General features: G+C 64.1%; 21 protein-coding genes. 11 read left to right on the plus strand and 10 right to left on the minus strand.

Features of this window, described 5'->3' with window-relative positions:
• A partial coding sequence (locus AC0ZT5_RS12560) for an FAD-dependent oxidoreductase (protein ID WP_488496692.1) occupies positions 1–327 on the plus strand: 327 nt, incomplete at its 5' end.
• Here the strand turns inward: AC0ZT5_RS12560 and AC0ZT5_RS12565 are convergent.
• The 3 genes from AC0ZT5_RS12565 to AC0ZT5_RS12575 all read right to left on the minus strand — a co-directional run bounded on the left by AC0ZT5_RS12565 (position 321) and on the right by AC0ZT5_RS12575 (position 2,946).
• Positions 321–1,694: an amidase gene (locus tag AC0ZT5_RS12565; RefSeq protein WP_488496693.1), complete on the minus strand. Its 1,374-nt coding sequence runs from the start codon at positions 1,692–1,694 to the stop codon at positions 321–323. The two genes, AC0ZT5_RS12560 and AC0ZT5_RS12565, sit on opposite strands and share 7 nt — an antisense overlap.
• 187 nt (positions 1,695–1,881) lie before the next feature.
• Positions 1,882–2,682, minus strand: a complete 801-nt coding sequence (locus AC0ZT5_RS12570; RefSeq protein WP_488496694.1) for a class II glutamine amidotransferase — start codon at positions 2,680–2,682, stop codon at positions 1,882–1,884.
• Between the two features lie 15 nt (positions 2,683–2,697).
• Complete coding sequence (locus AC0ZT5_RS12575) at positions 2,698–2,946, minus strand: DUF6356 family protein (protein ID WP_477281865.1); 249 nt, start codon at positions 2,944–2,946, stop codon at positions 2,698–2,700.
• Between the two features lie 115 nt (positions 2,947–3,061).
• Between AC0ZT5_RS12575 and AC0ZT5_RS12580 the strand changes: the two genes are divergently transcribed.
• From AC0ZT5_RS12580 to AC0ZT5_RS12605, 6 genes are all read left to right on the plus strand, one after another.
• A complete protein-coding gene (locus AC0ZT5_RS12580; RefSeq protein WP_488496695.1) occupies positions 3,062–3,532 on the plus strand; it encodes an Lrp/AsnC family transcriptional regulator in 471 nt (156 codons plus the stop codon).
• Positions 3,533–3,622: 90 nt separating this feature from the next.
• Positions 3,623–4,108, plus strand: a complete 486-nt coding sequence (gene dut / locus AC0ZT5_RS12585) for a dUTP diphosphatase (protein WP_488496696.1) — start codon at positions 3,623–3,625, stop codon at positions 4,106–4,108.
• Entirely contained in the window at positions 4,108–4,770 is a 663-nt protein-coding gene (locus AC0ZT5_RS12590) for an HAD family hydrolase (protein ID WP_488496697.1), read from the plus strand. Before dut ends, AC0ZT5_RS12590 begins: the two co-directional genes overlap by 1 nt.
• Before the next feature lie 173 nt (positions 4,771–4,943).
• Positions 4,944–5,798 (plus strand): hypothetical protein, encoded by an 855-nt coding sequence (locus AC0ZT5_RS12595; protein ID WP_488496698.1) that lies wholly within the window; start codon positions 4,944–4,946, stop codon positions 5,796–5,798.
• A 79-nt stretch (positions 5,799–5,877) separates the two neighbouring features.
• Positions 5,878–6,681, plus strand: a complete 804-nt coding sequence (locus AC0ZT5_RS12600) for an isocitrate lyase/PEP mutase family protein (RefSeq protein ID WP_488496699.1) — start codon at positions 5,878–5,880, stop codon at positions 6,679–6,681.
• Between the two features lie 12 nt (positions 6,682–6,693).
• A complete protein-coding gene (locus tag AC0ZT5_RS12605; protein WP_488496700.1) occupies positions 6,694–7,692 on the plus strand; it encodes a proline racemase family protein in 999 nt (332 codons plus the stop codon).
• 7 nt (positions 7,693–7,699) lie between these two features.
• On the opposite strand, the gene AC0ZT5_RS12610 is transcribed toward AC0ZT5_RS12605, so the two are convergent.
• Both AC0ZT5_RS12610 and AC0ZT5_RS12615 read right to left on the minus strand, forming a co-directional pair.
• Entirely contained in the window at positions 7,700–8,410 is a 711-nt protein-coding gene (locus tag AC0ZT5_RS12610; RefSeq protein ID WP_488496701.1) for a sulfate transporter family protein, read from the minus strand.
• A gap of 111 nt (positions 8,411–8,521) precedes the next feature.
• A complete protein-coding gene (locus tag AC0ZT5_RS12615; protein ID WP_488496702.1) occupies positions 8,522–9,430 on the minus strand; it encodes a DMT family transporter in 909 nt (302 codons plus the stop codon).
• Positions 9,431–9,740: 310 nt separating this feature from the next.
• On the opposite strand from AC0ZT5_RS12615, the gene AC0ZT5_RS12620 reads away from it, so the two are divergent.
• Positions 9,741–10,733, plus strand: coding sequence for an adenosine kinase (locus AC0ZT5_RS12620; protein ID WP_488496703.1), 993 nt, complete (start codon positions 9,741–9,743; stop codon positions 10,731–10,733).
• 341 nt (positions 10,734–11,074) lie between these two features.
• Positions 11,075–11,788: an antitoxin Xre/MbcA/ParS-like domain-containing protein gene (locus AC0ZT5_RS12625; protein WP_488496704.1), complete on the plus strand. Its 714-nt coding sequence runs from the start codon at positions 11,075–11,077 to the stop codon at positions 11,786–11,788.
• Positions 11,789–11,799: 11 nt separating this feature from the next.
• Here AC0ZT5_RS12625 and AC0ZT5_RS12630 read toward each other — a convergent pair whose 3' ends face one another.
• Both AC0ZT5_RS12630 and AC0ZT5_RS12635 read right to left on the minus strand, forming a co-directional pair.
• Positions 11,800–12,891, minus strand: a complete 1,092-nt coding sequence (locus tag AC0ZT5_RS12630; RefSeq protein ID WP_488496705.1) for a GGDEF domain-containing protein — start codon at positions 12,889–12,891, stop codon at positions 11,800–11,802.
• A 248-nt stretch (positions 12,892–13,139) separates the two neighbouring features.
• Positions 13,140–15,419 carry an NADP-dependent malic enzyme gene (locus AC0ZT5_RS12635; protein WP_477225242.1) on the minus strand — a complete coding sequence of 760 codons (2,280 nt, stop codon included), beginning with the start codon at positions 15,417–15,419 and terminating at the stop codon, positions 13,140–13,142.
• A gap of 213 nt (positions 15,420–15,632) precedes the next feature.
• Here AC0ZT5_RS12635 and mutS point away from each other — a divergent pair, with 213 nt between their 5' ends.
• Complete coding sequence (gene mutS / locus AC0ZT5_RS12640) at positions 15,633–18,362, plus strand: DNA mismatch repair protein MutS (RefSeq protein WP_488496706.1); 2,730 nt, start codon at positions 15,633–15,635, stop codon at positions 18,360–18,362.
• Here mutS and AC0ZT5_RS12645 read toward each other — a convergent pair whose 3' ends face one another.
• From AC0ZT5_RS12645 to AC0ZT5_RS12655, 3 genes are all read right to left on the minus strand, one after another.
• Complete coding sequence (locus tag AC0ZT5_RS12645) at positions 18,363–19,208, minus strand: aldo/keto reductase (RefSeq protein ID WP_488496707.1); 846 nt, start codon at positions 19,206–19,208, stop codon at positions 18,363–18,365.
• Positions 19,209–19,297: 89 nt separating this feature from the next.
• Complete coding sequence (gene copM / locus AC0ZT5_RS12650) at positions 19,298–19,690, minus strand: CopM family metallochaperone (protein WP_477281838.1); 393 nt, start codon at positions 19,688–19,690, stop codon at positions 19,298–19,300.
• A 43-nt stretch (positions 19,691–19,733) separates the two neighbouring features.
• A complete protein-coding gene (locus AC0ZT5_RS12655; protein WP_488496708.1) occupies positions 19,734–22,097 on the minus strand; it encodes a heavy metal translocating P-type ATPase in 2,364 nt (787 codons plus the stop codon).
• An 84-nt stretch (positions 22,098–22,181) separates the two neighbouring features.
• Here AC0ZT5_RS12655 and AC0ZT5_RS12660 point away from each other — a divergent pair, with 84 nt between their 5' ends.
• The gene (locus tag AC0ZT5_RS12660; RefSeq protein ID WP_488496709.1) at positions 22,182–23,150 is read left to right on the plus strand and encodes a glycosyltransferase family 25 protein; all 969 of its coding nucleotides are present in this window, start codon (positions 22,182–22,184) and stop codon (positions 23,148–23,150) included.
• Positions 23,151–23,158 lie beyond the last annotated feature (8 nt).

Here is a 23,158-nt window from a genome sequence, read left to right on the forward strand (position 1 = left end):
AAACTGCTCAACGGGCTGGTGCTGGCCGAGCGGCTGCACATGCGCCAGACGGCGGAGGGCCGCATCATCGCCGGCTCGGATTTTGGCGGCGCCGACCCGGGCATGGATGCCGAAGTCACCGCCCGCGACCTGTTTGCGGCCCTGAAAGCCATGCTGCGCGGCGGTGACGGACTGGAGCTGGATTTCCACACCGTCGGCTACCGGCCGACGCCGATCGACGGTTTTCCGATCATCGGCCGCAGCGAGGGCATGGACGGCCTCTATGTCGCCGTCATGCATTCAGGCATCACGCTGGCGCCCTACAGGTTGTCGCGCTTCGCTCAATAGCCGGGCGGACGGCGAAAGCCGCCGGTCAATGGCTCGATTGCCTTGGCGACGCCGAGCAGCCGCGACTCCGACCAGCGCTTGCCGACCAGTTGCAAGCCGATCGGCAAGCCGTCGCTATCCTGTCCGCATGGCAGCGAAAGTGCCGGATGGCTGCTGTAGTTGAACAGGGCGCCATAGGCCGGCAGCATCCAGTAGCTCTGCTGCTTGCCGTCGACCTGAATCGGCGAGCCTGGCGTGCAATGCGGGAAGGCCGTCGTCATCGCGACCGGGCAAAGCAGCGCATCCCAGTTTTCGAAGAACTGGTCCCAGGCGAGAATGGATTTTTCGCGGCGGGCGAGCGCCTCGAACCAGCGCGAGACCGGTGTCGGTTCTTCCGGCGGCTCCGGCTGCGCAGCCTCCATCATCATGCCGATCAGTGCGCCGCCTTGCGCGAGATCGTCGTGCAGATCGAGCTTGGGCAGTTTCGGTTCCTCGACGATCGCCCCTGCCGATTGCAGCTGCCTTGCGAGACTTTCGACAGCGGCGCTGATCTCGCCGGCCACCGGAAACCCTGGAAAGGACGGTGCGAAGGCAATGCGCAATGTCTTGGGGTCGAGCTTCGGCATGCCCTCGACCGGCACCGCCGCAAGATCGGTGTTGCTTCCATCGGGGCCGGCAATGATTTGGTAGATCAAGGCCAGATCGTCCGCGCTGCGCGCCAGCGGGCCGAGGCAGGATATCAGCCGCACGCTGCGCGCGCCACCTCCCGGATCGGGGAAGGCGCCGGCCAGCGAGACGCGGTGCTCGGTCGGTTTGAGTCCATAGACACCGCAGAAAGCGGCTGGCAGCCGGATCGAATCCTGCATGTCGGAGCCGACCTCGAACGGCGTCATCCCTGAACAAAGCGCTGCCGCCGCGCCGCCGCTGGAGCCGCCCGCGGTGCGCTGTAGGTTCCACGGATTGCCGGTGCAGCCGAACAACGGATTGTCCGACTGCCAGTCTCCCAGCATGGTCGCGACATTGGTCTTGGCCATCAGCACGCCGCCGGCTGCCTTCAGCCTGGCAACGACCGGGCTGTCCCGCTTAGCGACATAATCGGCGAAGGCGGGAAAGCCGACTGTGGTCTTCATGCCTGCCGTTTTGTGCATGTCCTTCAGTGTGAACGGGACGCCATGCAGCGGCCCAAGCGCCTCGCCGCGCGCCAGTGCTGCGTCGGCTTTTTTTGCGCACTGGCGGGCGCACTCCTGGTCGAGCGAGATGACGGCGTTGACCGCCCCATTGTGGCTTTCGATCTGCGCCAGATGGGCGTCGAGCGCCTCCACTGCGGAGACTTTTCGAGTGGCGATCGCGGCGGCCAGTGCGACGGTTGAGGAAAAGACGATGTCCATGATCACTGCTCCGGCTTGGCTGCGCGTGTCCGGTCTAGATGGCGGACAGCCGCACGACTTCAAGCTGAGTTGAGCATTTGAAACTCGCTAGGACTTGATCGAAATTGCGCGGCGAGGGGAGATGTCCGGCAGGTCAGAGGGGGCGCCAAGGAACGCGAGGTTGCCGCAAAATTGGAAAGCCGAAAGCCTACACGGCCAGTGCCAGCTTCGCGTTGGCCGGAGCAAACGGACGGATGGCGATACCATCCCTGGTCATGGTGACGAAGCTCGATGGCGGGATCGCCTGCCAGTCGCCGCCCTCGCGATCGAACGGCTCGGAAACAATGCAGCGGCCGCCGCCTTTGCGGAAAACGGAGGTGTAGAGCGTCGGGGCGTGGGCGTCGGTTGCATAGCGCACCGCGTGCAGCGCCTGGCCGTCGGAGAAGGCGGCGGTGAGTTTCAGCGCCGGCTCGAGGCCGGCCCGGCGCGAGGCTTCAAGCACGCGGCTGGTGGCACGCGAGACGGCGCCTTGCGGATCGGCGGCCAATCCTTCGTCGATCATCAGCAGGAAAAACAATTCGGAATCGGTGGTGCCTTCGCGCAGGTCGAAGACGGCGTCGGACAGCGAGTTTTCCAGCGCCCGGCGGATCTTCTCGAAGCCGCCGATCTGGCCGTTGTGCATGAACGACCAGCGCTCCGAAATGAACGGATGGCAGTTCATGCGGCTGGTGGCGCCGCCGGTCGAGGCCCGCACATGGGCAAGGAACAGGCCCGACTTGATCTGCCGGCACAGGCTCTTCAGATTGGGGTCGGACCAGGCCGGCAAGATGTCACGGTAGTGACCCGGCTCCGGCCGGTCGCCATACCAGGCAAGGCCGAAGCCGTCGCCATTGGTCGGCGATTTCGCTTCCTGGGCGCAATGGCTCTGGGCAATCAGCGAGTGACAGGGCGCCGTGAGGATGTCTTCGAGAAAGACCGCTTCACCGAGATAGGCCGCCCACCGGCACATCGCTTGTGTCGTCCTCTAGGCACGATCCATGAGAGCCGCTGGCTCCTTGGTCCCGTGCGAGCCCCTGTTGTGTGTCCGCTCGTAAAGCTCGCGGACGATTCGGCTGGCGGTAGTCTCGAACAGAAATGGCAAGAAAGCGTGAACGAGCGCGGCACCCGCCGCCATCAGCAACCGCGACGAGAACCAGGCGGCAAAGGCCATATGTCCGAAATAGGTTTCGCCGACCTTGGACGGATGAGAGGTGAATATCTTTGCGAGCGACATGCTGTTCCCCTTTCAGCGCTTGGTGTTCCTGATGTGAGTATCTTGACACGCTTCGCTGGTTCATCGGTCTCAAAATGTCCTTGTATTTGGCCACTCCATGGGACAAATATCCCACATGACGCTGGAAATCGACGAAATCGACCGAAAATTGCTCACCGAACTGCAACGCGACGGCACGCTGTCGGTCGACCAGCTGTCGGAACGGGTGGCCTTGTCGCGCAATGCCTGCTGGCGTCGGGTGAAGCGGCTTGAGGAGGATGGCGTCATCATCGGCCGCGTGGCGCTGGTCGATGCCGAAAAGCTCGGGCTTGGCCTCTCGGTGTTCATCCTGATCCGCACGTCCAACCACGACCCGGACTGGCTGCAGAAGTTCCGGGCGGCGGTGACCGGCTTTCCCGAGATCACCGGCGTCTATCGCATGTCGGGCGATCTCGACTATGTGCTGCGCGCCCGGGTCGCCGACGTGAAGGCCTATGACCGGCTCTACCAGCGGCTGATCGCCAAGGTGGCGCTGTCGGACGTTTCGGCCTCCTTCGTGATGGAGGAGATCAAGGAGACCACCGTGGTTCCAATGGAACTGCGCTAGGTCCTGTCACAGTGATGCCCGAAAGAAAGCCGTTGATAGCGCTCGACCTGAGTTGACTGAATCGCCGTTCGCGCCGATAGGATCGATTTTATGCGCGCAGCCCTTCAAAATCCCTCCGTCATCGGTCCGACCGTCGGCTTCGTCAGGTTGCCGCATGGTGAAGGACTTCCCCTCCCCGCCTATGAAAGCCCCGGCGCGGCCGGCATGGATCTGCGCGCCGCGGTGCCCGACGATCGGCCGCTGCTGATCCTGCCTGGAAAACGCGCACTGGTGCCGACCGGGCTGATCCTGGAAATTCCCGAAGGCATGGAAGGCCAGGTCCGGCCACGCTCCGGCCTTGCTTTCAAACATGGTCTTACCGTCCTCAACACGCCCGGCACCATCGACAGCGACTATCGCGGCGAGGTGAAGGTGCTGCTGATCAATCTCGGCGACGAGGATTTCGCGGTGACGCGCGGCATGCGCATCGCCCAGATCGTTTTCGCGGCGGTGACGCAGGCGGCCGTGGAAGAGCGCGGCCTGGCTGGCGGCACGGCGCGTGGCTCGGGCGGGTTCGGATCGACCGGCACCGCCTGATGCCCGAACTGCCGAAACTCGTTATCTTCGACTGCGACGGGATCCTGGTCGATACAGAGAACCTCGCCAATCGACGCCTCGCCGAATGGCTGAATGCTGCCGGCTATCCGACGAGCTTCGAATATTGCCGCAAGAATTTCTCCGGCCGCAGCATGGCGTCGGTGCAAAAACAGATCGAAGAGGAAACCAGCGTCAGACTCGGCGCCGATTTCGTCGACCGCTGGAATGCCGGCCTGCCGGACCTGTTCGCCCACGGGGTCGAGGCGATCCCTTACGTCCGCGAGTTTGTCGAAGCCGTGCGCTCAGCCGGCATCGCCTATTGCGTCGCCACCTCGGCCCGGGTGTCGAAGATGCACATCACGCTCGGCCAGACCGGGCTGTTGCCGCTGTTCGAACACGCGATGTTCAGCTCGACGATGGTCACGCGCGGCAAGCCATTCCCCGACCTGTTCCTGCATGCGGCCAGGACGATGGGCTTCGCGCCCGCCGACTGCGTCGTCATCGAGGACAGCGTCGCCGGCACGCAAGCCGGCATTGCCGCCGGCATGCGGGTGTTTTCCTATCATGGCGACCCCTATTCCGACCGCGACGGCCTGATCCGGGCCGGCGGCATCCTGTTCAACGACATGCGCGAGCTGGCCGGGCTGGTGCCGATCCACTGACCTGATCTTCAGGGCACGGCTGTACGCCTCGATTGGTCGTGCTAGAGCCTGTTCCATCCCGATAGAGTCGGGATGGGGCTCTATCTGTTTGTTTGAGCATGATCTTTGCCGAAAACCGGGTTCCACTTTTCGGGATCATACTCTAGCGTGGCGCCGCCAATTCGGAGCCACGCATGAAATTCCCTCTGCTTCGCTTCATCCTCGCCTTGACACTGCTGCCATTTCTCTGGACCGCCGCCGGCGCGCAAGCCGTCAGCTTCCCGGAGCTCGGCAGCGCGCTGCCCGGCGACAAGGACGTCACCTATCTCGACCTGGCGAGGATGGTGATCCCGGATCTCGCCGAAGACAAGGACGGCTTCTACAAGGGTGGGCTGCCGATCGACATGCGCCACATCGAGGGACCTGACAGCGGCGGTTCGCCGCCCGAGACATCGGGCTTTTCAAATGCCGCGGTGCTTGCCATCAAGGCTGGCGGCAACGACCGGCTGACGATGTTGTTCGACCTCGGCGATTCTCCTGACAGTGCCGAAGGCTATGCGGTGCTGGCGCTGTACGATACTTCGGCCAAGCCAAAGCTGCTCGACGCCGTCAATGTCGCGGTCGACCGTGGTACCTATTTCCGCGAACCAGGCAAGCTTTCCGTCAGCGCCAGCGATGACATCCTCATCACCATGAGCGCGCATTTCAATTCGAACCAGAACTATGTGGCCACGCCGCTGATCATGGTCCGCGGCGACAAATTCGAACTGATCGACATGATCTATACGTTCGATGAAAACCTGTGCAGCTACAGCCGCAAGCAGGATGTGGCTTTCCAGTCCATCGCCGACGGCCAGCCCTATGCCGCCATCAAGGTGACGGTGACCGATGCGACGGTGCCGAACGGTGAAAGCTGCGATGACGTGCCGCCAGCGGCTGCGTCGCAGGACATTTCCGTCACCTATCACTGGGACACTAAGGCCTCGCACTATGCCAAGGACTCCGACGCGCTGGACAAATTGGCAGGAGAGAACGCCAAACGCTTCTGAACCAATGGCATTCGTTTGCCCGGCCAGGGAGGGCAGGATAAAATCCTCTCCGCCACGCTGCACAGATGGGGGAACTACCATGGACAAGGGCAAGATCTTTCGTGACCTGCATGCCTCGACCTTCGTCATGCCCAATCCCTGGGATGTCGGCACGACGAAGCTGCTGGATTCTTTCGGCTTCAAGGCGCTGGCGACGACCAGCGCCGGCTTTGCCTTTTCGCGCGGCCTGCCAGATGGCGCCGTGACCTTCGAGGCGATGATCCACCATTGCCGCGACGTGACGGCGGCGACCAGCCTGCCTGTCTCGGCCGACCTCGAGAGAGGCAAGGGCGACAGTGCAGAGCGTGCCGCCGAAACTATCTTCGCGGCGGAAGCGGCAGGCCTTGCCGGCTGCTCGATCGAGGACCACACTGGCGATCCGGACAAGCCGATCTATGATTTCTCGCACGCCGTCGAACGCGTCGCGGCGGCCGTGGAGGCGGCGCGGGCGTTGAAGCGCGATTTCGTCTTCACCGCTCGGGCCGAGAACTTTCTGTGGGGCAAGTCCGATCTCGACGACACCATCAAGCGGCTGCAGGCCTTCGAGAAGGCCGGCGCCGACGTGCTCTATGCGCCAGGCATCGCCGATATCGAGACGGTCCGCACGATCTGCTCGGCGGTCAGCAAGCCGGTCAACGTCATGGCGAGGCCTGGCTTCACCATCGCCGATCTCGCCACTGCCGGCGTCAAACGCATTTCGCTTGGGCCATGGCTGACCAATTTCGCTTATGGCATGCTGGAGACGGCGGCACGCGAGATCCAGCAGGACGGCACGTTCGGCTTCACCCGCGCCGCCATGCCGTTCGGCAAATTGCAGGCCTTGTTCGGCAAATCCCCAGATTAAGAGGCCTGTCGCATGACGCTGACTGTCGTCGACATGCATACGGGCGGCGAGCCGCTCAGGATCGTCACTGGCGGCTATCCGGATATCCCGAAGGGCACCATCCTGGAAAAGCGCGCCTATGTGCGCGACCATCTCGATCATTTGCGCAAGATTTTGATGTTCGAGCCGCGCGGCCATTATGACATGTATGGCGCCTTGCTGGTCGAGCCGGACCTGTCCAGCGCCGATCTCGCCGTGCTGTTCATGCACAATGAAGGCTATTCGACCATGTGCGGCCACGCCATCGTCGCGCTCGGCCGCTACGCCGTCGACGAAGGGCTGGTGACGAAACGCGAGCCAGTGACGACCGTCAACATCGAGGCGCCATGCGGATTGATTGTCGCTGCGGTGGAGGTCACGGATGGCAAAGCCGGTGCGGTGTCGTTCGAAAGCGTTCCGGCATTCCTGTTCGCCGGCCGGCAGACGATCGAGTTGCCGGGCTATGGCACGATCGGCTTCGACATCGCCTATGGCGGCGCCTTCTACGCACTGGCCGACTGTCACCAGTTCGGTCTGGAATTCGGCCGCGACCGGGTGCGCGATTTCGTCGATGCGGCGACGGCGCTGACCAACAGGCTCAAGGCCGAATTGCCGCTGTCGCATCCCGACCATGCCGACCTTGCTTTCCTTTACGGCACCATCCTGACCGATGGCCGCGACGCGTTTTCCGGCGACGCGACCAAGAACGTCTGCGTCTTTGCCGAGGCCGAGGTTGACCGCTCGCCGACCGGCTCCGGCGTCACCGCCCGGCTGGCGGCCATGCATGCCAAGGGCGAGATCGACATCGGGCAGACGCGCACATTCGAAAGCATCGCCGGCTCGCGCTTTTCCGGGGCCGTGGCGCGGACGGCGAAGGCCGGCCCGCATGAGGCCATCATCGCGCGCGTCGGCGGCCGCGCCTACTATTCCGGGCGAGCAGAATTTGTCGTCGAAGCCGATGATGAGTTGGGGCGCGGATTCCTGTTGCGCTGAACGGAACTCAGCCTCGCGAGACGCGAGCCGCTTCCCGTCCGCTGATCGCCTTGTGCAGATGCACCATCATGGCGGCGGCAAAAAGCGGCGTCACCAGGTTGAGCAGCGGCACGGCGAGGAAGGCTGATATGACCAGCCCGGCGAGGAACACCGTGCCGGCATAGTGCCTGCGCAAGGCCCTGGCCTCTTCTTCCGGGCGAAAGCGCATGGCGGCGAATTCGAAGAACTCACGCCCGAGCAGATAGCCGTTGACGATGAAGAAGGCGGCAATGTTGACGCCCGGCACCAGGAGAAGCAGCAGGGCGACGATGTTGCCGAGGATGACGACGCCCAGGAACCTGGCTGACAAGACCAGCGAGCGCAGCGCCGGCATGGCGCGTCCGGCCGGGTCGCCGGGATAGTCGGTGCGTTCGACGACTTCGGCGACGTCGTCGAGGAACAGGCCGGCGACAATCGCCGTCACCGGGGCAATGAGCAACGCCATGCCAAAGGCGAGAGCGATGGCGGCGATGATGCCGCCCAGCCAGCCGGCCCAGGACGGCATGCCGGGCAACAGCGTGTGGAGCCACGGCAGGGCCAGCCACTCGACGAGGCTGGTGAGGCCGAACCACAAGGCGACCAGCGCCAGCAAGGTCAGCCCGAGCGTCTTGATGAACACCGAACGGAACGGAGGCGAAAGCAGCTCAATGGCTGCGGAGCGGGCAGCGTCGAAAATCACCGTGCTTCAACCTCACCTCGAACGGGTCTTCGGAGATAGGCGACGCGCCCGCTTGTCACAAGCGCAGGGGTCTCCCTTTGTTTTGAGGCAAGTTCCGGGCGGAAAACCGCTTCACACTTTTCCTTGGAGCTGCTTTATCCGCGCGAGCGCCGGCTTTCGAACCGGGATGGTCATGGCTGCGACGCCTGCGACGACGAAACCCATTCCCAGCCATGCCGTCGGGCCGAGGCTTTCGCCGAGGAAGACGGCGCCGATGCCGACGCCGATCGGCACGCGCAGATAGGCTTGCGAGGTGGTGCCGACCGAGCCCAGCGTGTGGATGAGGCGGAAATAGATGACGAAGGCCAGCGCGGTCGAAAACACCGACAGGCCGAGCAAGGCCAGGATCGACGCCGTCGATGGCGCGAGCGTCCATGGCCGGTCGACCATCAGGCTGAGCGGCAGCAGGATGATGGCGCCGCACAGCATCGAACCGGCGGTGGGCAGCATCGGGTCGAGGCCCTTGAAGCCACGGCCGAAGATCGCCGCACCGGCGTAGCAGATCGTCGCCGCGACGATTGCCAACTGGGCCCAGAGCTCATGACCGAGACCACCCAGCGCCTCGGTGCCGATAATGAGGCAGATGCCGGCAATGCCGGCGCCGACACCAATCAGTTTGCGCAACGTGACCGGCTCGTGGCGGGTGATGAGCGCGGTCAGCAGGAAGGTGAAGATCGGCGAGGTCGCGTTGAGGATGGTGGCGAGACCGGCATCAACCGAGCGCTCGGCGGCTGCGATCAGGGTGAACGGCACGACGCTGTTGAGGCAAGCCTGGAAGGCGAAGCGGCGCCAGCTTGCCGCATCGCCCGGCATGGCAAGCCCGCGCCAGCGGATGATGGCGAAGAGGATGCCGCCGGCAATCAGGGTGCGCGCGGCAATGAACGTGACCGGCGGGATCGTCTCGACGCCGATCTTGATGAAGGTATAGGAGGCGCCCCAAAGCACCGCCAGCACGGCGAGCAGCGCCAGGTCGGTGCTCATATCGTTGCTAGTCGGCTTGTTCGTTGTCGGCATTTGGGGTCTGGCTCGCCTTCGAAAAATGATCGGCTGAGCCAGGCTTGTAAGCGGCCGCGCGATGAAATGCTTCGGCCACGGTCGAATTGTCATAGCGCCTCGTCGCGGATGCGCCTCTGATTTGCAAGAACCGCGGCTCCACGCCTTCCTCGACACGGGAATGGTCATCGCCGCCACGCCGGCAACGACAGAAAATCGGTTGCCAATTTTCGGAGTCTTGCTGTAGACCCGCCCGGGCATGGCAAGAAGCCGGCTCGGGTTTTTGGCGGAGACATTGATGCCGGATTATGACGTGCTTTGCATCGGCAATGCCATTGTCGACATCATCGCCCAGTGTGACGAGGACTTCCTCGAGACCAACGGCATCATCAAGGGCGCGATGAACCTCATCGACACCCAGCGCGCCGAACTGCTCTACAGCCGCATGGGCCCGGCCATCGAAGCGTCCGGCGGCAGCGCCGGCAACACGGCGGCCGGTGTCGCCAGCTTCGGCGGCCGCGCCGCCTTCTTCGGCAAGGTTTCGAACGATGCGCTGGGCCAAATCTACGCGCACGACATCCATGCGCAAGGCGTCGCCTTCGACACCAGGCCGCTCAAGGGCGAGCCACCGACAGCGCGCTCGATGATCTTCGTCACCCCCGACGGCGAGCGTTCGATGAACACTTATCTCGGCGCCGCCGTCGAACTCGGGCCGGAGGATGTCGAGGCCGACAAGGCTTCCGGCGCCAAGGTCACCTATTTCGAGGGCTATCTGTGGGACCCGCCGCGGGCCAAGGAAGCGATCCGGCAGACGGCCAAGCTGGCGCACGCGGCAGGCCGCGAAGTATCGATGACACTCTCGGATTCGTTCTGCGTCGACCGCTACCGCGACGAGTTCCTCGACCTGATGCGGTCGGGCACCGTCGACATCGTCTTTGCCAACAGCCACGAGATCAAGTCGCTCTACCAGACATCGTCATTCGACGAGGCGCTGGCGCAGATTCGCAAGGATTGCCGGATCGCCGCCGTGACCCGCTCGGAAAAAGGCTCGGTCATCGTGCGCGGCGACGAGACCGTGGTCATCCAGGCGACCGCGATCAAGGAACTGGTCGACACGACAGGCGCCGGCGATCTCTATGCGGCCGGTTTCCTGCATGGCTACACGCAAGGCCGCGACCTCAAGGCCTGCGGCGACCTTGGCTCCCTGGCGGCCGGATTGGTGATCCAGCAGATCGGCCCGCGCCCGCGCCAGAACCTGCGCCGCGAGGCTGAACAGGCTGGGTTGCTGTAGGGCTGAAAGTCGCGCTTGTACTGCAAGTAGCCGGGTCGAGCTCCGGCCCTTCGCAGGCTCAGGGCGTTCGAAGCTCGAAAAGCCAAGCAATTGGCTTTTCGTCCGCTGCGCGGACCGCTTCTCACCGTCGCGCGGTTGTCATACATCCCTCCTACACGCAATCGAGGCGACCTGGGACTGACATTTCGGGACGCCTGCAGTCAGTTGGGGTGTCATAAAATGCAAGACAGCATGCTGTCGGGCCGCTGCATCTGTTGCCGCCGCGAACTCCGCTCTCCGCTCTAGCCGTTCAACAACCGGCCGCAGCTGTGGGAGGAGCGCCCGGCCCAAGAGACAGATGCATGAACAGATTTCAAATCCAGGCAACCGGCATCAAACAGGACGACTTCGCGGAGATGGTCGCGGAGGACGTGGAACGTGCGCTTGCCCACTATGACGAGGCCATCAACAGACCCACCATGGTCTCGGTCGGCAAGATCGCCGGCAGTATAGCTTCCGCCGTCACCTTGCTGTCGCCGAAGCATCAGCGTGCCATCGACGCCATCCATGCCGACCTTCCCGGCCTTGCATCGAAATTCGTACGCGCGCTGGCGGCGGAAGCCGCGCGCCGCAGCGAGGCGGGCACTGGCGGCGCGACGGGGCTGCCGCCGGCATCCCCCGTGGATATCAATGGACCTGCTTCCCCGTCGTCGCGAGCCGACGACCTCGAATCGATGCTGATCGAGGACTGGGCCGGGCGCGTCGCCGGATCGACGTATCTGGAAGAGAACATGCGCATCGCCCGCTCGACCCTGCATCGCTGGCAAAGGCGGGGTGAGGTCATCGCCCTGCGCAAGGGCGGCCGCAAGCATGTCTTCCCGCTGGCGCAGTTCGTCGATGGCAGGCCGGTCCCGGGCATCCGTGACGTGCTGTCCCTGATCAGCAATCCCAGGCTGGCCTGGTTGTGGCTTACTCGCTCCTCGGCGCAGCTCGACGGCCGCATTCCGATCGACCTGCTGCGGCAGGATCAGATCGAGGAGGTCGTCGAGGCCGCGCGCGTTTTCGCTCCGGGTTGATGCCTTTCAGCCTAGGCAGTCTTGCGGATTGAGGGACGAGGCCCGGACGAGGGCTGTTGCGGCACCATCTCGTTGGCGGTGACCAACCGGTTGCGGCCACTCTTTTTTCCGATGTACATCAGCCGGTCGGCGAGCGCGACCAGCGCTTCGGAATCAGCGGCTTCCGCCGGATACATGGCCACGCCAACGGTGCAGCCGACCTGGATGGCGCCATTCGGCGTGGGAACCTTGATCTGCAGCCTTTCCAGGATGCGTTCGGCAACGCGCACGGCCTTGTGCTGTGCCAGGTCGGCGGCGCCCGAAAACACGAAGGCGAACTCGTCACCGCCAAGGCGGGCGACGAAATCGGCACTGCGAAGGATTGAGCGAAGCTGGCTCGAGACGCGCTGCAGCAGCGCATCGCCGGCCTCATGCCCGAGCGTGTCATTGACCTCCTTGAACCGGTCGAGGTCGATGAACAGAAGACCGGCCGCCTCGCCGGTGGCGCCGCAGCGGGCGACCACCGATTTGAGTTCGTTGTGGAAGGCACGCCGGTTGGGCAGGTCCGTCAACAGATCGTGGTTGGCCGAATGGTCGCTGTGCTGCTTGGCCAGTTCGATCTCGCGCTTTTGCGCGGACAGCTCCTCGTTGGCGGTCTTCAGATCCAGCAACAGCTGGGAATTGAGGTCCTCGACAACCTTGCGGTCGCTGATGTCGACGACGAAACCTTCCAGGAATTCGAGTTCGCCGGCGTCATCCCAGACACCGCCGCCGATCTCGCGGACCCAAAGCGGCTCGCCGACCCTCGGCACGATGCGATAGTCAACGTTCCAGTTGCAGCGCGCTTCGAGCGCGGCGTCGACGGCGGCATAGACCGAGGCCAGGTCGTCCGGGTGGATGGCCGAGACGTAGTCGCGCACGGCGTTGTGCACGAAATCCGTGGGCGGATAGCCGCTGACGGTGAGAACGCCGTCGCTGATGTAGAGCATGGTGTAGGACGCATCGTTGCGGCAGCGGTAGAGGTAGCCGTCCATCCGGCCGGTGATGCTGAGCAGCGCGTCCAGGCGCTCGTCGTGATAGGCCCCCTGGCCGACCACGGTTGCGGGAATCGTATCGTGCTTCACGGCTGCAAATCCATGATTGTCACCACCCCGGTCTGTCCAAAATGCCCCTCTGGCACATCGATGACAGCTCCCTGGTATAACAACCGGATATTATCAATATCTTATGGATCGCAGCGATTTTCCCATAAATTCGGCTTGAATCGCGGGGTTCCTGCGATTGCAGGCATTCAGGTGGAGTGGCGCGGCCCTCGACCAGGGCCTCGGCCTAGCATCACTCGAAAGGCGTTCGCGGGGCTTTCGTCCGCCGCTCAAGCCCCCGCCGTATACGCCGCGATCGCCGCCATGTTGACGATGTCTGAATCCTTGGCGTTGAGCGAGACGATCTGCACCGGCTTGTTGAGGCCGACCAGCAGCGGACCGATGACGGTGGACCCGCCGAGTTCCTGCAGCATCTTGGTCGAGATCGAGGCCGAGTGGAATGCCGGCATGATCAGCACGTTGGCCGGGCCGGTCAGCCGGATAAACGGATATTGCGACATGGCCCGCGCATTGAGCGCGACGTCGGCGGCCATCTCGCCGTCATATTCGAAATCGACGCGGCGCTTGTCGAGGATGCGCACCGCCTCCTGGACGCGCTCTGAGCGCTCGCCCTGCGGATGGCCGAAGGTCGAATAGGCGAGCATGGCGAGCCTCGGCTCGTAGCCCATGCGGCGGGCGAAGCCGGCTGCCTCCTCGGCGATGTCGGCGATCTGCTCGGCGTTCGGCATGTCGTGCACGGCGGTGTCGGCGACCAGCACGGTCCTGCCGCGCGCGAGCACGATCGAGACGCCGATGACGCGGTGGCCGGGCTTGGCGTCGATGACGCGGCGGATGTCGTCGAGTGCCGTCGAATAGTTGCGGGTTACACCCGTGACGATGCCGTCGGCATCGCCCAATGCCACCATGCAGGCAGCAAAGTGGTTGCGGTCATTGTTGATCAGCCGCTGGCAGTCACGGAACAGGAAACCCTTCCGCTGCATACGCTCGTAGAGATAGTCGGTGTAGATGCCGTTGCGGCGCGACAGCCGGGCATTGATGATCTCGATGCCTTGCTTGTTGAGGTCGATGCCGGCGTGCTTGGCGTTTTCCTTGATGACGTCGTCGCGGCCGAGCAGGATGGCGGTGCCGAGCCGCTGGTTCACATAGGAGACGGCGGCGCGCATCACCTGCTCCTCCTCGCCCTCGGCAAAGACGATGCGCTTGGGCTGGCGGCGCACACGGTCGTAGATGCGCTGCAGGGTCGAGGCGATCGGGTCGCGGCGGGCGGACAGCTCCTGCGCATAGCGGTCGAGATCGAGGATCGGCTTGCGGGCAACGCCGGAATCCATCGCCGCCTTTGCGACCGCGATCGGGATGGCCGAGATCAGGCGTGGGTCGAACGGCACCGGGATGATGTAGTTGGGGCCGAATTTCGGCCGGTTGCCTTGATAGGCGGCAGCGACGTCGTCGGGCACGTCCTGGCGCGCTAGTGCTGCAAGCGCCTGGGCGGCGGCGATCTTCATGTCGTCATTGATGGTGGTGGCCCGCACATCCAGCGCGCCACGAAAGATGTAGGGAAAGCCGAGCACATTGTTGACCTGGTTCGGATAGTCCGACCGGCCCGTGGCCATGATGGCGTCGGTGCGGATTTCGGCGACTTCCTCCGGCGTGATTTCCGGGTCGGGATTTGCCATGGCGAAGATGATCGGGTTCTTGGCCATCGACTGCACCATGGCGGTGGTCAGCGCGCCCTTGGCCGAGAGGCCGAGGAAGACGTCGGCACCGTCGAGCGCCTCGGCGAGGCTGCGCGCCTCGGTTTTCACCGCATGTCCCGACTTCCACTGGTTCATGCCTTCGGTACGGCCCTGGAAGACGACGCCCTTGGTGTCGCACAGGATGATGTTTTCGGGCGCGAAGCCCATCGCCTTCATCAGCTCGATGCAGGCGATGCCGGCGGCCCCGGCGCCGTTGCAGACCATTTTCGTCGTCTTCATGTCGCGGCCGGTGATCTCCAGCGCGTTTATCAGGCCGGCGGCCGAGATGATGGCGGTGCCGTGCTGGTCGTCATGGAAGACCGGAATGTCCATCAGTTCGCGCAGCCGCTGCTCGATGATGAAGCACTCCGGCGCCTTGATGTCTTCAAGGTTGATGCCGCCGAAGGAGGGGCCGAGGAAGCGCACGCAGTTGATGAACTCGTCGGCATCCTCGGTGTCGACCTCGAGGTCGATGGAATCGACATCGGCGAAGCGCTTGAACAGCACCGCCTTGCCTTCCATGACCGGCTTGGAGGCCAGCGCGCCGAGATTGCCGAGGCCAAGGATGGCGGTGCCGTTGGAGATGACGGCGACCATGTTGCCGCGCGTCGTGTAGTCGAAGGCGCGGCTGGGGTCCTCGGCGATGGCCAGAACAGGTACGGCGACGCCCGGCGAATAGGCGAGGCTCAGATCGCGCTGCGTCGCCATTGGCTTGGTGGCGACAACCTCCAGCTTGCCGGGGCGGCCCATGGCGTGGAATTCGAGCGCTTCCTGCGCACTGACGGACGGACCGTTGTTCTCGGTTTTTTTGGCCATGATGCTTTTGATTTCCTCGCCGGTGCAGCACCTCGTTAGGGCGGGTGCTTTGTGAGGTTCCGAATTAAGACCACGCACTGCCGCGTGTAAACCGCCAGAGTTCGGGAATCGCGCTGGTGCTGGCGATTGCGGGCATCTGGCCGGATCGGTCGTCCCCTGTTTTTCGAGGCGCCGGCATTAAACCGCGCGACCACATCTGCTAGCGTGCCGCGCATGAACATGCATAGCCCGAACGAGCCGGACGCCCCCGAGGCGATCACGCCCTTGCCGACAGCAACTGCCGCCGTCACGCCGATGATGGAGCAGTTCATCGAGATCAAAGCGGCGAACCCGGATTCGCTGCTGTTCTACCGCATGGGCGATTTCTACGAGCTGTTCTTCGACGACGCCGAGAAGGCGAGCCGGGCGCTGGGCATCGTCCTGACCAAGCGCGGCAAGCACCAGGGCCACGACATCCCAATGTGCGGCGTGCCTGTGCATGCCGCCGACGACTATCTGCAGAAGCTGATCGGCCAGGGTTTTCGCGTCGCCGTCTGCGAGCAGATCGAGGATCCGGCCGAAGCCAAGAAACGCGGCGGCAAATCGGTGGTACGCCGCGACGTGGTGCGGCTGGTGACGCCGGGCACCATCACCGAGGACAAATTGCTGGCGCCGTCGGAATCGAGTTTCCTGATGGCGCTGGGAAGGGTGAAAGGTGGGGCGGACCACTCCTTTGCTTTGGCCTGGATCGACATTTCGACCGGGGCGTTCCGCGTCGCCGAGACCACCGCCGACCGGCTGCTCGCCGACATCTTCCGTGTCGATCCGCGCGAGCTGATCGTTGCCGAGCCGGTGTTCTACGATGCGGAACTGAAACCGGTGTTCGACGTGCTCGGCCGCGTTGCCAACCCGCAGCCGCCCTCGCTGTTCGATTCGGCCTCGGCCACGGGGCGCATCGCCCGCTTCTTCGACGTGGCGACGCCGGACAGTTTTGGGGCGTTTTCGCGCGCCGAATTGTCGGCGATATCAGGCGCCATCGCCTATGTCGAGAAGACGCAGAAGGCCGAGCGTCCGCCGCTGTCGCGGCCGGAGCGCGAGGAGCAGGGCTCGACGCTGTTCATCGATCCGGCGACGCGCGGCAATCTGGAACTGCTACGCACGCTGTCCGGCAGCCGCGAAGGTTCGTTGTTCAAGGCGATCGACCGCACGGTGACCGGCGGCGGCGCAAGGCTGCTGGCCGACCGGCTGATGGCGCCGTTGACCGATCCGGCGGCGATCGGCGCCAGGCTGGACTCGGTGTCCTTCTTCCGCGCTGAAACGCGGGTCTGCCAGGCGGTGCGGGCAAGCCTGAAGAGCGTCGCCGACATGCCGCGCGCTCTGTCCCGGCTGGCGCTGAACCGTGGCGGCCCGCGCGACCTCGGCGCGCTACGCGCCGGTTTCGAAGCGGCCGGTGCGATCGCCGGGATCTTCGGCGAGACCGCCCTGCCCCAGGAACTCACGGCGGCGCTGGGCGCCATCCAGGCGCTGCCCAGGGCGCTTTCCCAGCACCTGACGCAGGCGCTTGGCGACGAACTGCCGCTGCTCAAGCGTGACGGCGGCTTCGTTCGCGGCGGCTACCATGCCGAGCTCGACGAGATGCGGGCGTTGCGCGACGAATCGCGAAAAGTCATCGCCGGGCTGGAGCGCTCGCTGATCGACGAGACCGGCATCCGCTCGCTGAAGATCCGGCACAACAATGTGCTTGGCTATTACATCGAAGTGACCGCCAATCACCATGCGGTGATGACCGGCAGCGACGGCGCCAAGGCGCGCTTCATCCATCGCCAGACCATGGCCAATGCCATGCGCTTCACGACGACCGAACTCGCCGAACTGGAGACCAAGATCGCCAATGCCGCCGACCGGGCACTCGGCATTGAGCTTGCCGCCTTCGATGCGCTGACGGCGGAAGCGGTCGGCGAAGCGGAAAAGATCCGCGCCGGCGCCGATGCGCTGGCCGTGCTCGACGTGTCGGCGGCGCTCGCTCTGTTGTCCGAAAGCGAAGCCTGGTGCCGGCCGGTGGTGGATTCGAGCCTCGCCTTCGAAATTTCGGGCGGCCGGCATCCGGTGGTCGAGCAGGCGCTGCGCCGCTCCGGCGAAGGCCCGTTCGTTGCCAATGATTGCGACCTGTCGCCGGAGGGCAGTGCCAAGAATGGCGCGATCTGGCTTTTGACCGGCCCCAACATGGGCGGTAAGTCGACGTTCCTGCGGCAGAACGCGCTGATCGCCATCCTGGCGCAAACCGGCTCGTTCGTGCCGGCGGCGTCAGCCCATATCGGCGTCGTCGACCGGCTGTTCTCGCGTGTCGGCGCCTCGGATGATCTGGCGCGCGGCCGCTCGACCTTCATGGTCGAGATGGTCGAGACGGCGGCGATCCTCAACCAAGCCGGCGAGCGGGCGCTGGTGATCCTTGACGAGATCGGCCGCGGCACCGCCACTTTCGACGGTCTGTCGATCGCCTGGGCGGCGGTGGAATACCTGCACGAGAAGAACCGCTGCCGGGCGATCTTCGCCACCCATTTCCACGAAATGACCTCGCTGGCCGGGAAGCTGGCGCGGCTGCACAACGTCACCATGCGGGTCAAGGAATGGGAAAACGACGTCGTCTTCCTGCACGAGGTCGGCAAGGGTGCCGCCGACCGTTCCTATGGCGTGCAGGTGGCGCGGCTCGCCGGATTGCCGGAAGCGGTGGTCGACCGGGCCAAGGAAGTGCTGCACCAGCTCGAAGAGGGCGAGGTTTCGGGCAAGACCAACCGTCTGGTCGACGACCTGCCGCTGTTTTCGGTGGCGGTGAAGCGCGAGGCGCCTAAGCCGGTGAAGAGCGACGTGCTGGGCGCCGCTCTCGGCGACATCAACCCCGACGAGATGACGCCACGCGAGGCGCTTGAGGCGCTGTATCGGCTGAAGGTGCTGGCGGGAAGGTAGTCAAATCATCTCCAGACCGCGCTTACGGGTCGGAGGCGGAAAGGCGCGGTCGAGTTCGGCGATGTCCTGCGTCGTCAGTTCGATGTCGAGCGCTGCAAAATTCTGGCGGACATGCTGCTGGCTGCTGGCCTTGGGAATGGCGATGACACCCTCCTGGTGCATGACCCAGGCCAGGGCTATCTGCGCCGGCGTCGCATTGTGGCGAGCGGCAATGGCGTCAAGCCTGGTATTGCGCGCCAGCGAGCCTTGCTCGACCGGCGAATAGGCCATCAAGGGGATGCCGAGTTGGCGGCTCCAGGGTGCCAGGTCAAATTCGAGGCCACGCCGGACCAGGTTATAGAGCACCTGGTTGGTCTGGACGTTGCCGCCGTCGGGCAAGCCGACCAGTTCTTCCATCTCGTCGGTGTCGAAATTGCTGACGCCCCAGTGGCGGATCTTGCCGGCCGCCTTCAGCGCCTCGAAGGCCGCGACGGTTTCGGCCAGCGGCACGCTGCCCGGCCAATGCAGCAGATAGAGATCGATGCGGTCGGTGCGCAGGCGCTTCAGGCTGTTCTCGCAGGCGCGCTGTACGCCGGCGCGCGAAGCGTTTGACGGTAGCACTTTCGAAACCAGGAAGGTTTCGTCGCGGCGCCCGGCGATAGCCTCGGCTACCACCTCCTCGGCACCGCCGCTGGCATACATTTCGGCGGTGTCGATCAGCGTCATGCCAAGGTCGAGGCCGAGCTTGAGGGCGCTGACCTCATCGGCGCGGCGACGGATATCCTCGCCCATTTTCCACGTGCCCTGACCAAGCACCTGAACGGCTTCGCCGGAAGGCAGCGTGGCGGTTCTGATCGTCGATGGCATGGCGGGCTCCAGTTGAGGTCCTGATCGCTTGACAGGCTCGGCGGGAATCCAGAAGAGATTTCTCGCCGGATCCTGCTTCGCGAAAAGGCTTACTTCACCGGATGGGCTGCGAGCCAGCCCTGCATCTGCTTGATCTCGGCTTCCTGCGCGGCGATGACCCCCTCGGCCAGCTTGCGAATCTCCGGGTCCTTGCCGTTGGCAAGCTCGACCTTGGCCATGTCGATGGCGCCCTGATGGTGCGGGATCATGCCACGGACGAAATCGGCATCGGCATTGCCGGTATATTGCAACGCCATCATGTCGGCATGCATCTTGTCCATCGCCGCCTTGTAGCCTTCGCTCGAAGGGCCAGTCGCATCCGTCGACATGCCAGCCATGTCGTGTTTCATCTCTTCACTCTGCGCCGGAACGCTTTCGAGGAAGACGGCAAGCAGCATTCCGGCAGCCATCAGCAAAAGCACGAGTTTTTTAGCCAAGGTCATTCATGGTCTCCTGTTGAGTGGGTTTCGTATTTGGGGGCTTTGCTCAGAGTTTCAACGCCCGCAGCCGCAATGCGTTCGATATCACCGACACCGAGGATAGGCTCATTGCCGCCGCCGCCAGCATCGGCGACAAAAGCGTACCGGTGAGCGGATAGAGCACGCCTGCGGCAACGGGTACGCCGAGCACGTTGTAGAGGAAGGCGAAGAACAGGTTCTGGCGGATGTTGCGGATCGTCGCCTGCGCCAGGGTACGCGCCCGCACGATGCCGTTGAGGTCGCCCTTGACCAGCGTGATGCCAGCACTTTCGACGGCGACATCGGCGCCGGTGCCCATGGCGATGCCGACATCGGCGGCGGCAAGGGCGGGGGCGTCGTTGACGCCGTCGCCGGCCATGGCGACACCTTTGCTCCTGGCGCGCAACTCCTCGACGAGAGCTGCCTTCTGTTCCGGCAGCAGACCGGCGCGAACTTCGTCGATGCCGAGGCTCCTGGCGATCGCTTTTGCCGTGCGTTCATTGTCACCGGTCGCCATGACGATCCTCAGGCCGCTGTCATGCAGCGCCCGGATCGCCTCGGCGGTGGTTGCCTTGACCGGATCGGCGACAGCGACGATGCCGGCCAGTTTGTCGCCGACGGCAACGAACATCACGGTCCTGCCTTCTGTCTGCAGCGTTTCGGCCTTGGCCGAGATGGACGCGGTGTCGATGCCGAGATCGGTCATCATCGCCGCATTGCCGAGCGCGACCTTGTTTCCCGACAGGGTGCCGGAAACGCCCTTGCCGGTGACGGCCTCGAAGCCGCTGGCGTCGGCGATCTCTAGGCCGCGCGTATTGGCGCCTTCGACGATGGCTTCGGCGAGCGGATGCTCCGAGCCCTTTTCCAGGCCGGCGGCAAGGGCCAGCAATTCGTCTTCGGAAAAGCCGTTTGCGGCAACGACATCGGTCAGTTTCGGCCGGCCTTCGGTCAGCGTGCCCGTCTTGTCGACGATCAGCGTGTCGACGGAGGCGAAGCGTTCGAGCGCGGCGGCTTCCTTGATCAGCACGCCGGCATGGGCACCCCGACCGGTGGCGGTCATGATCGACATCGGCGTGGCGAGGCCGAGTGCGCAGGGGCAAGCTATGATCAGCACCGACACCGCCGAGACGATGGCGAAGATCAGGCTGGGTTCGGGGCCAACGACAGCCCAGCCGACGAAGGCCGCGATCGCGACCAGCACCACTGCCGGGACAAAGTAGAAGGAAACGCGATCGGCCAGTCCCTGGATCGGGGCGCGCGAGCGCTGCGCCTTGGCGACGAGTTCGACGATGCGCGCCAGCGTGGTCTCGACGCCGATCCGCTCGGCGCGCAGGATCAGCGAGCCGTTTTTGTTGAGCGTGCCGGCTGTGAGAGTGTCGCCCTCGGCCTTTTCGACCGGCAACGGTTCGCCTGTGATCATCGATTCGTCGAGGGAGGAACGGCCTTCCAGCACGGTGCCGTCGACCGGCACGGCGTCACCGGGACGGATGCGCAGGCGGTCACCCACCTTGACCGCGTCGAGCGGCACGTCGCCTTCGGAGCCGTCGGAACCGATCAGCCGCGCGGTCTTCGGCGCGAGATCAAGCAAAGCGCGGATTGCCGACCCGGTCTTTTCACGGGCGCGCAGCTCCAGCACCTGGCCGAGGAAGACCAGCGCGACGATGACGGCGGCGGCCTCGAAATAGACCGGCACCGCACCGCCATGGCTGCGGAACTGATGCGGAAAAATGTCCGGGAACAGCGTGGCTGCGACGCTGTAGAGATAGGCCGCGCCGACGCCGAGCGAGATCAACGTCCACATGTTGGGGCTGCGGTTCACGAGCGAATCCCAGCCGCGATGGAAGAAGGGCAGCGCCGCCCACAACACGACGGGGCTGGCCAATGCCAGTTCCAGCCAGACCATTGTGCGTTGGTCGACAACGGCCTCGAACGTCAGGCCGAGCATCGGCGCCATGGCGATGAACAGCAACGGCAGCGACAGCGCGGCACTGACCCAGAATCGCCTGGTGAAATCGACCAGCTCGGGATTTGGGCCCTCGTCGCCAGTGGGCACGCCCATCGGCTCCAGCGCCATGCCGCATATCGGGCAGGAGCCGGGCTTGTCGCGGATGATTTCGGGATGCATCGGGCAGGTGTATTGCGTGCCCTTGGGCATCGGCTGCGGTGCGGCCCTATCGCCAAGATATCTCTGCGGTTCCGCCTCGAATTTCGCCTTGCAGCCGGCAGAGCAGAAGTAGAAGTCCCGACCTTGATGACGGACGGAATGCTTGGCCGTCGCAGGGTCGACGGTCATGCCGCAGACAGGATCCCGCACCACGGCCGCCTCCCCGGCTGCAGCTTTCGCTGTGCAGCAGCCGTCATTCGCGTGATGATGATGGTCTGAATGCGTCATTCAAAATGCCTCGATGCCTCGTCTCGATGCGGAGGTAGTGCTTCCAGTAACTGGAAGGTCAAGGGAATAATTTTCTTTTTCCGTGTGTCGTCGCCGGCGCCGGGCCACCATCAAAGAAAGTCGGATGCGCGGCGGCTTCTTGTGCTATGGAGCCGCCGATTGACAATCCAAACGCATCCAAATGCATCGATTCCATTTCCAATGAAGTGCCTGGTCATAAACCTCGACCGGTCCCAGGGCCGGCTCGCGCATATGACGTCGGAGTTTGCCCGCATCGGCATTGACTTCGAACGCGTCGCGGCGGTCGACGCCCAGGACCGATCCGACCTCCCGCAAACACCGATGCGGCTCAATCCGCTGACGCAGTTGCATCTGACCAATACCGAGATCGCCTGTTTCCTCAGCCACAAGGCCTGCTGGGCAAAGATCGCCGATGGCGACGATGCCTATGGCGTGATTTTTGAAGACGATGTCGTCTTTTCAGAAAATGCCGGCGCGATGCTTGCCGACGCCAGTTGGATCCCGGCTGATGCCGAGATCGTCAAGCTGGAGACGTTCTTCAAGAAGACCCGGCTGGCATGGCGGCGCTCTCCGGCCGGGCATGGCTTTTCCACGTCCAGACTGCACGGAGCTCACGTCGGCGCAGCCGGCTACATACTCTCGAGGCAGGCGGCACGCGATCTCATCGACGGCACCGCGGAGCTCAGCAGTCCCGTCGACCAGGTCATCTTCAATCCAAGATTCGCCCCCTCACCCGGCAAGGCGATCTTTCAGCTGATTCCGGCTCTGTGCGCGCAGGAACGCTTCTTGCGGTCCGCCGCACTGCCGAGCCTGCTTCTTGAGGAACGTCGGGACCAGTGGCTTGCCGGCATCCAATCCGGATCGCGCAGGACCAAGACGCTGCCGATGAGAATCGGGGCCGAGGCCAGGAAACTGCTGAGCAGGATCGTCGACTTCTGCCTCCTTAAGCAGAGAAACAGGTTCATAGCGTTCTATCGCCACGGCGAACGTGTCCGTCCTGCCCATACCCACAACCGCGAAAAGGCGCTATAGACGCCGCC

This window comes from Mesorhizobium sp. CNPSo 4670, from assembly GCF_057784235.1.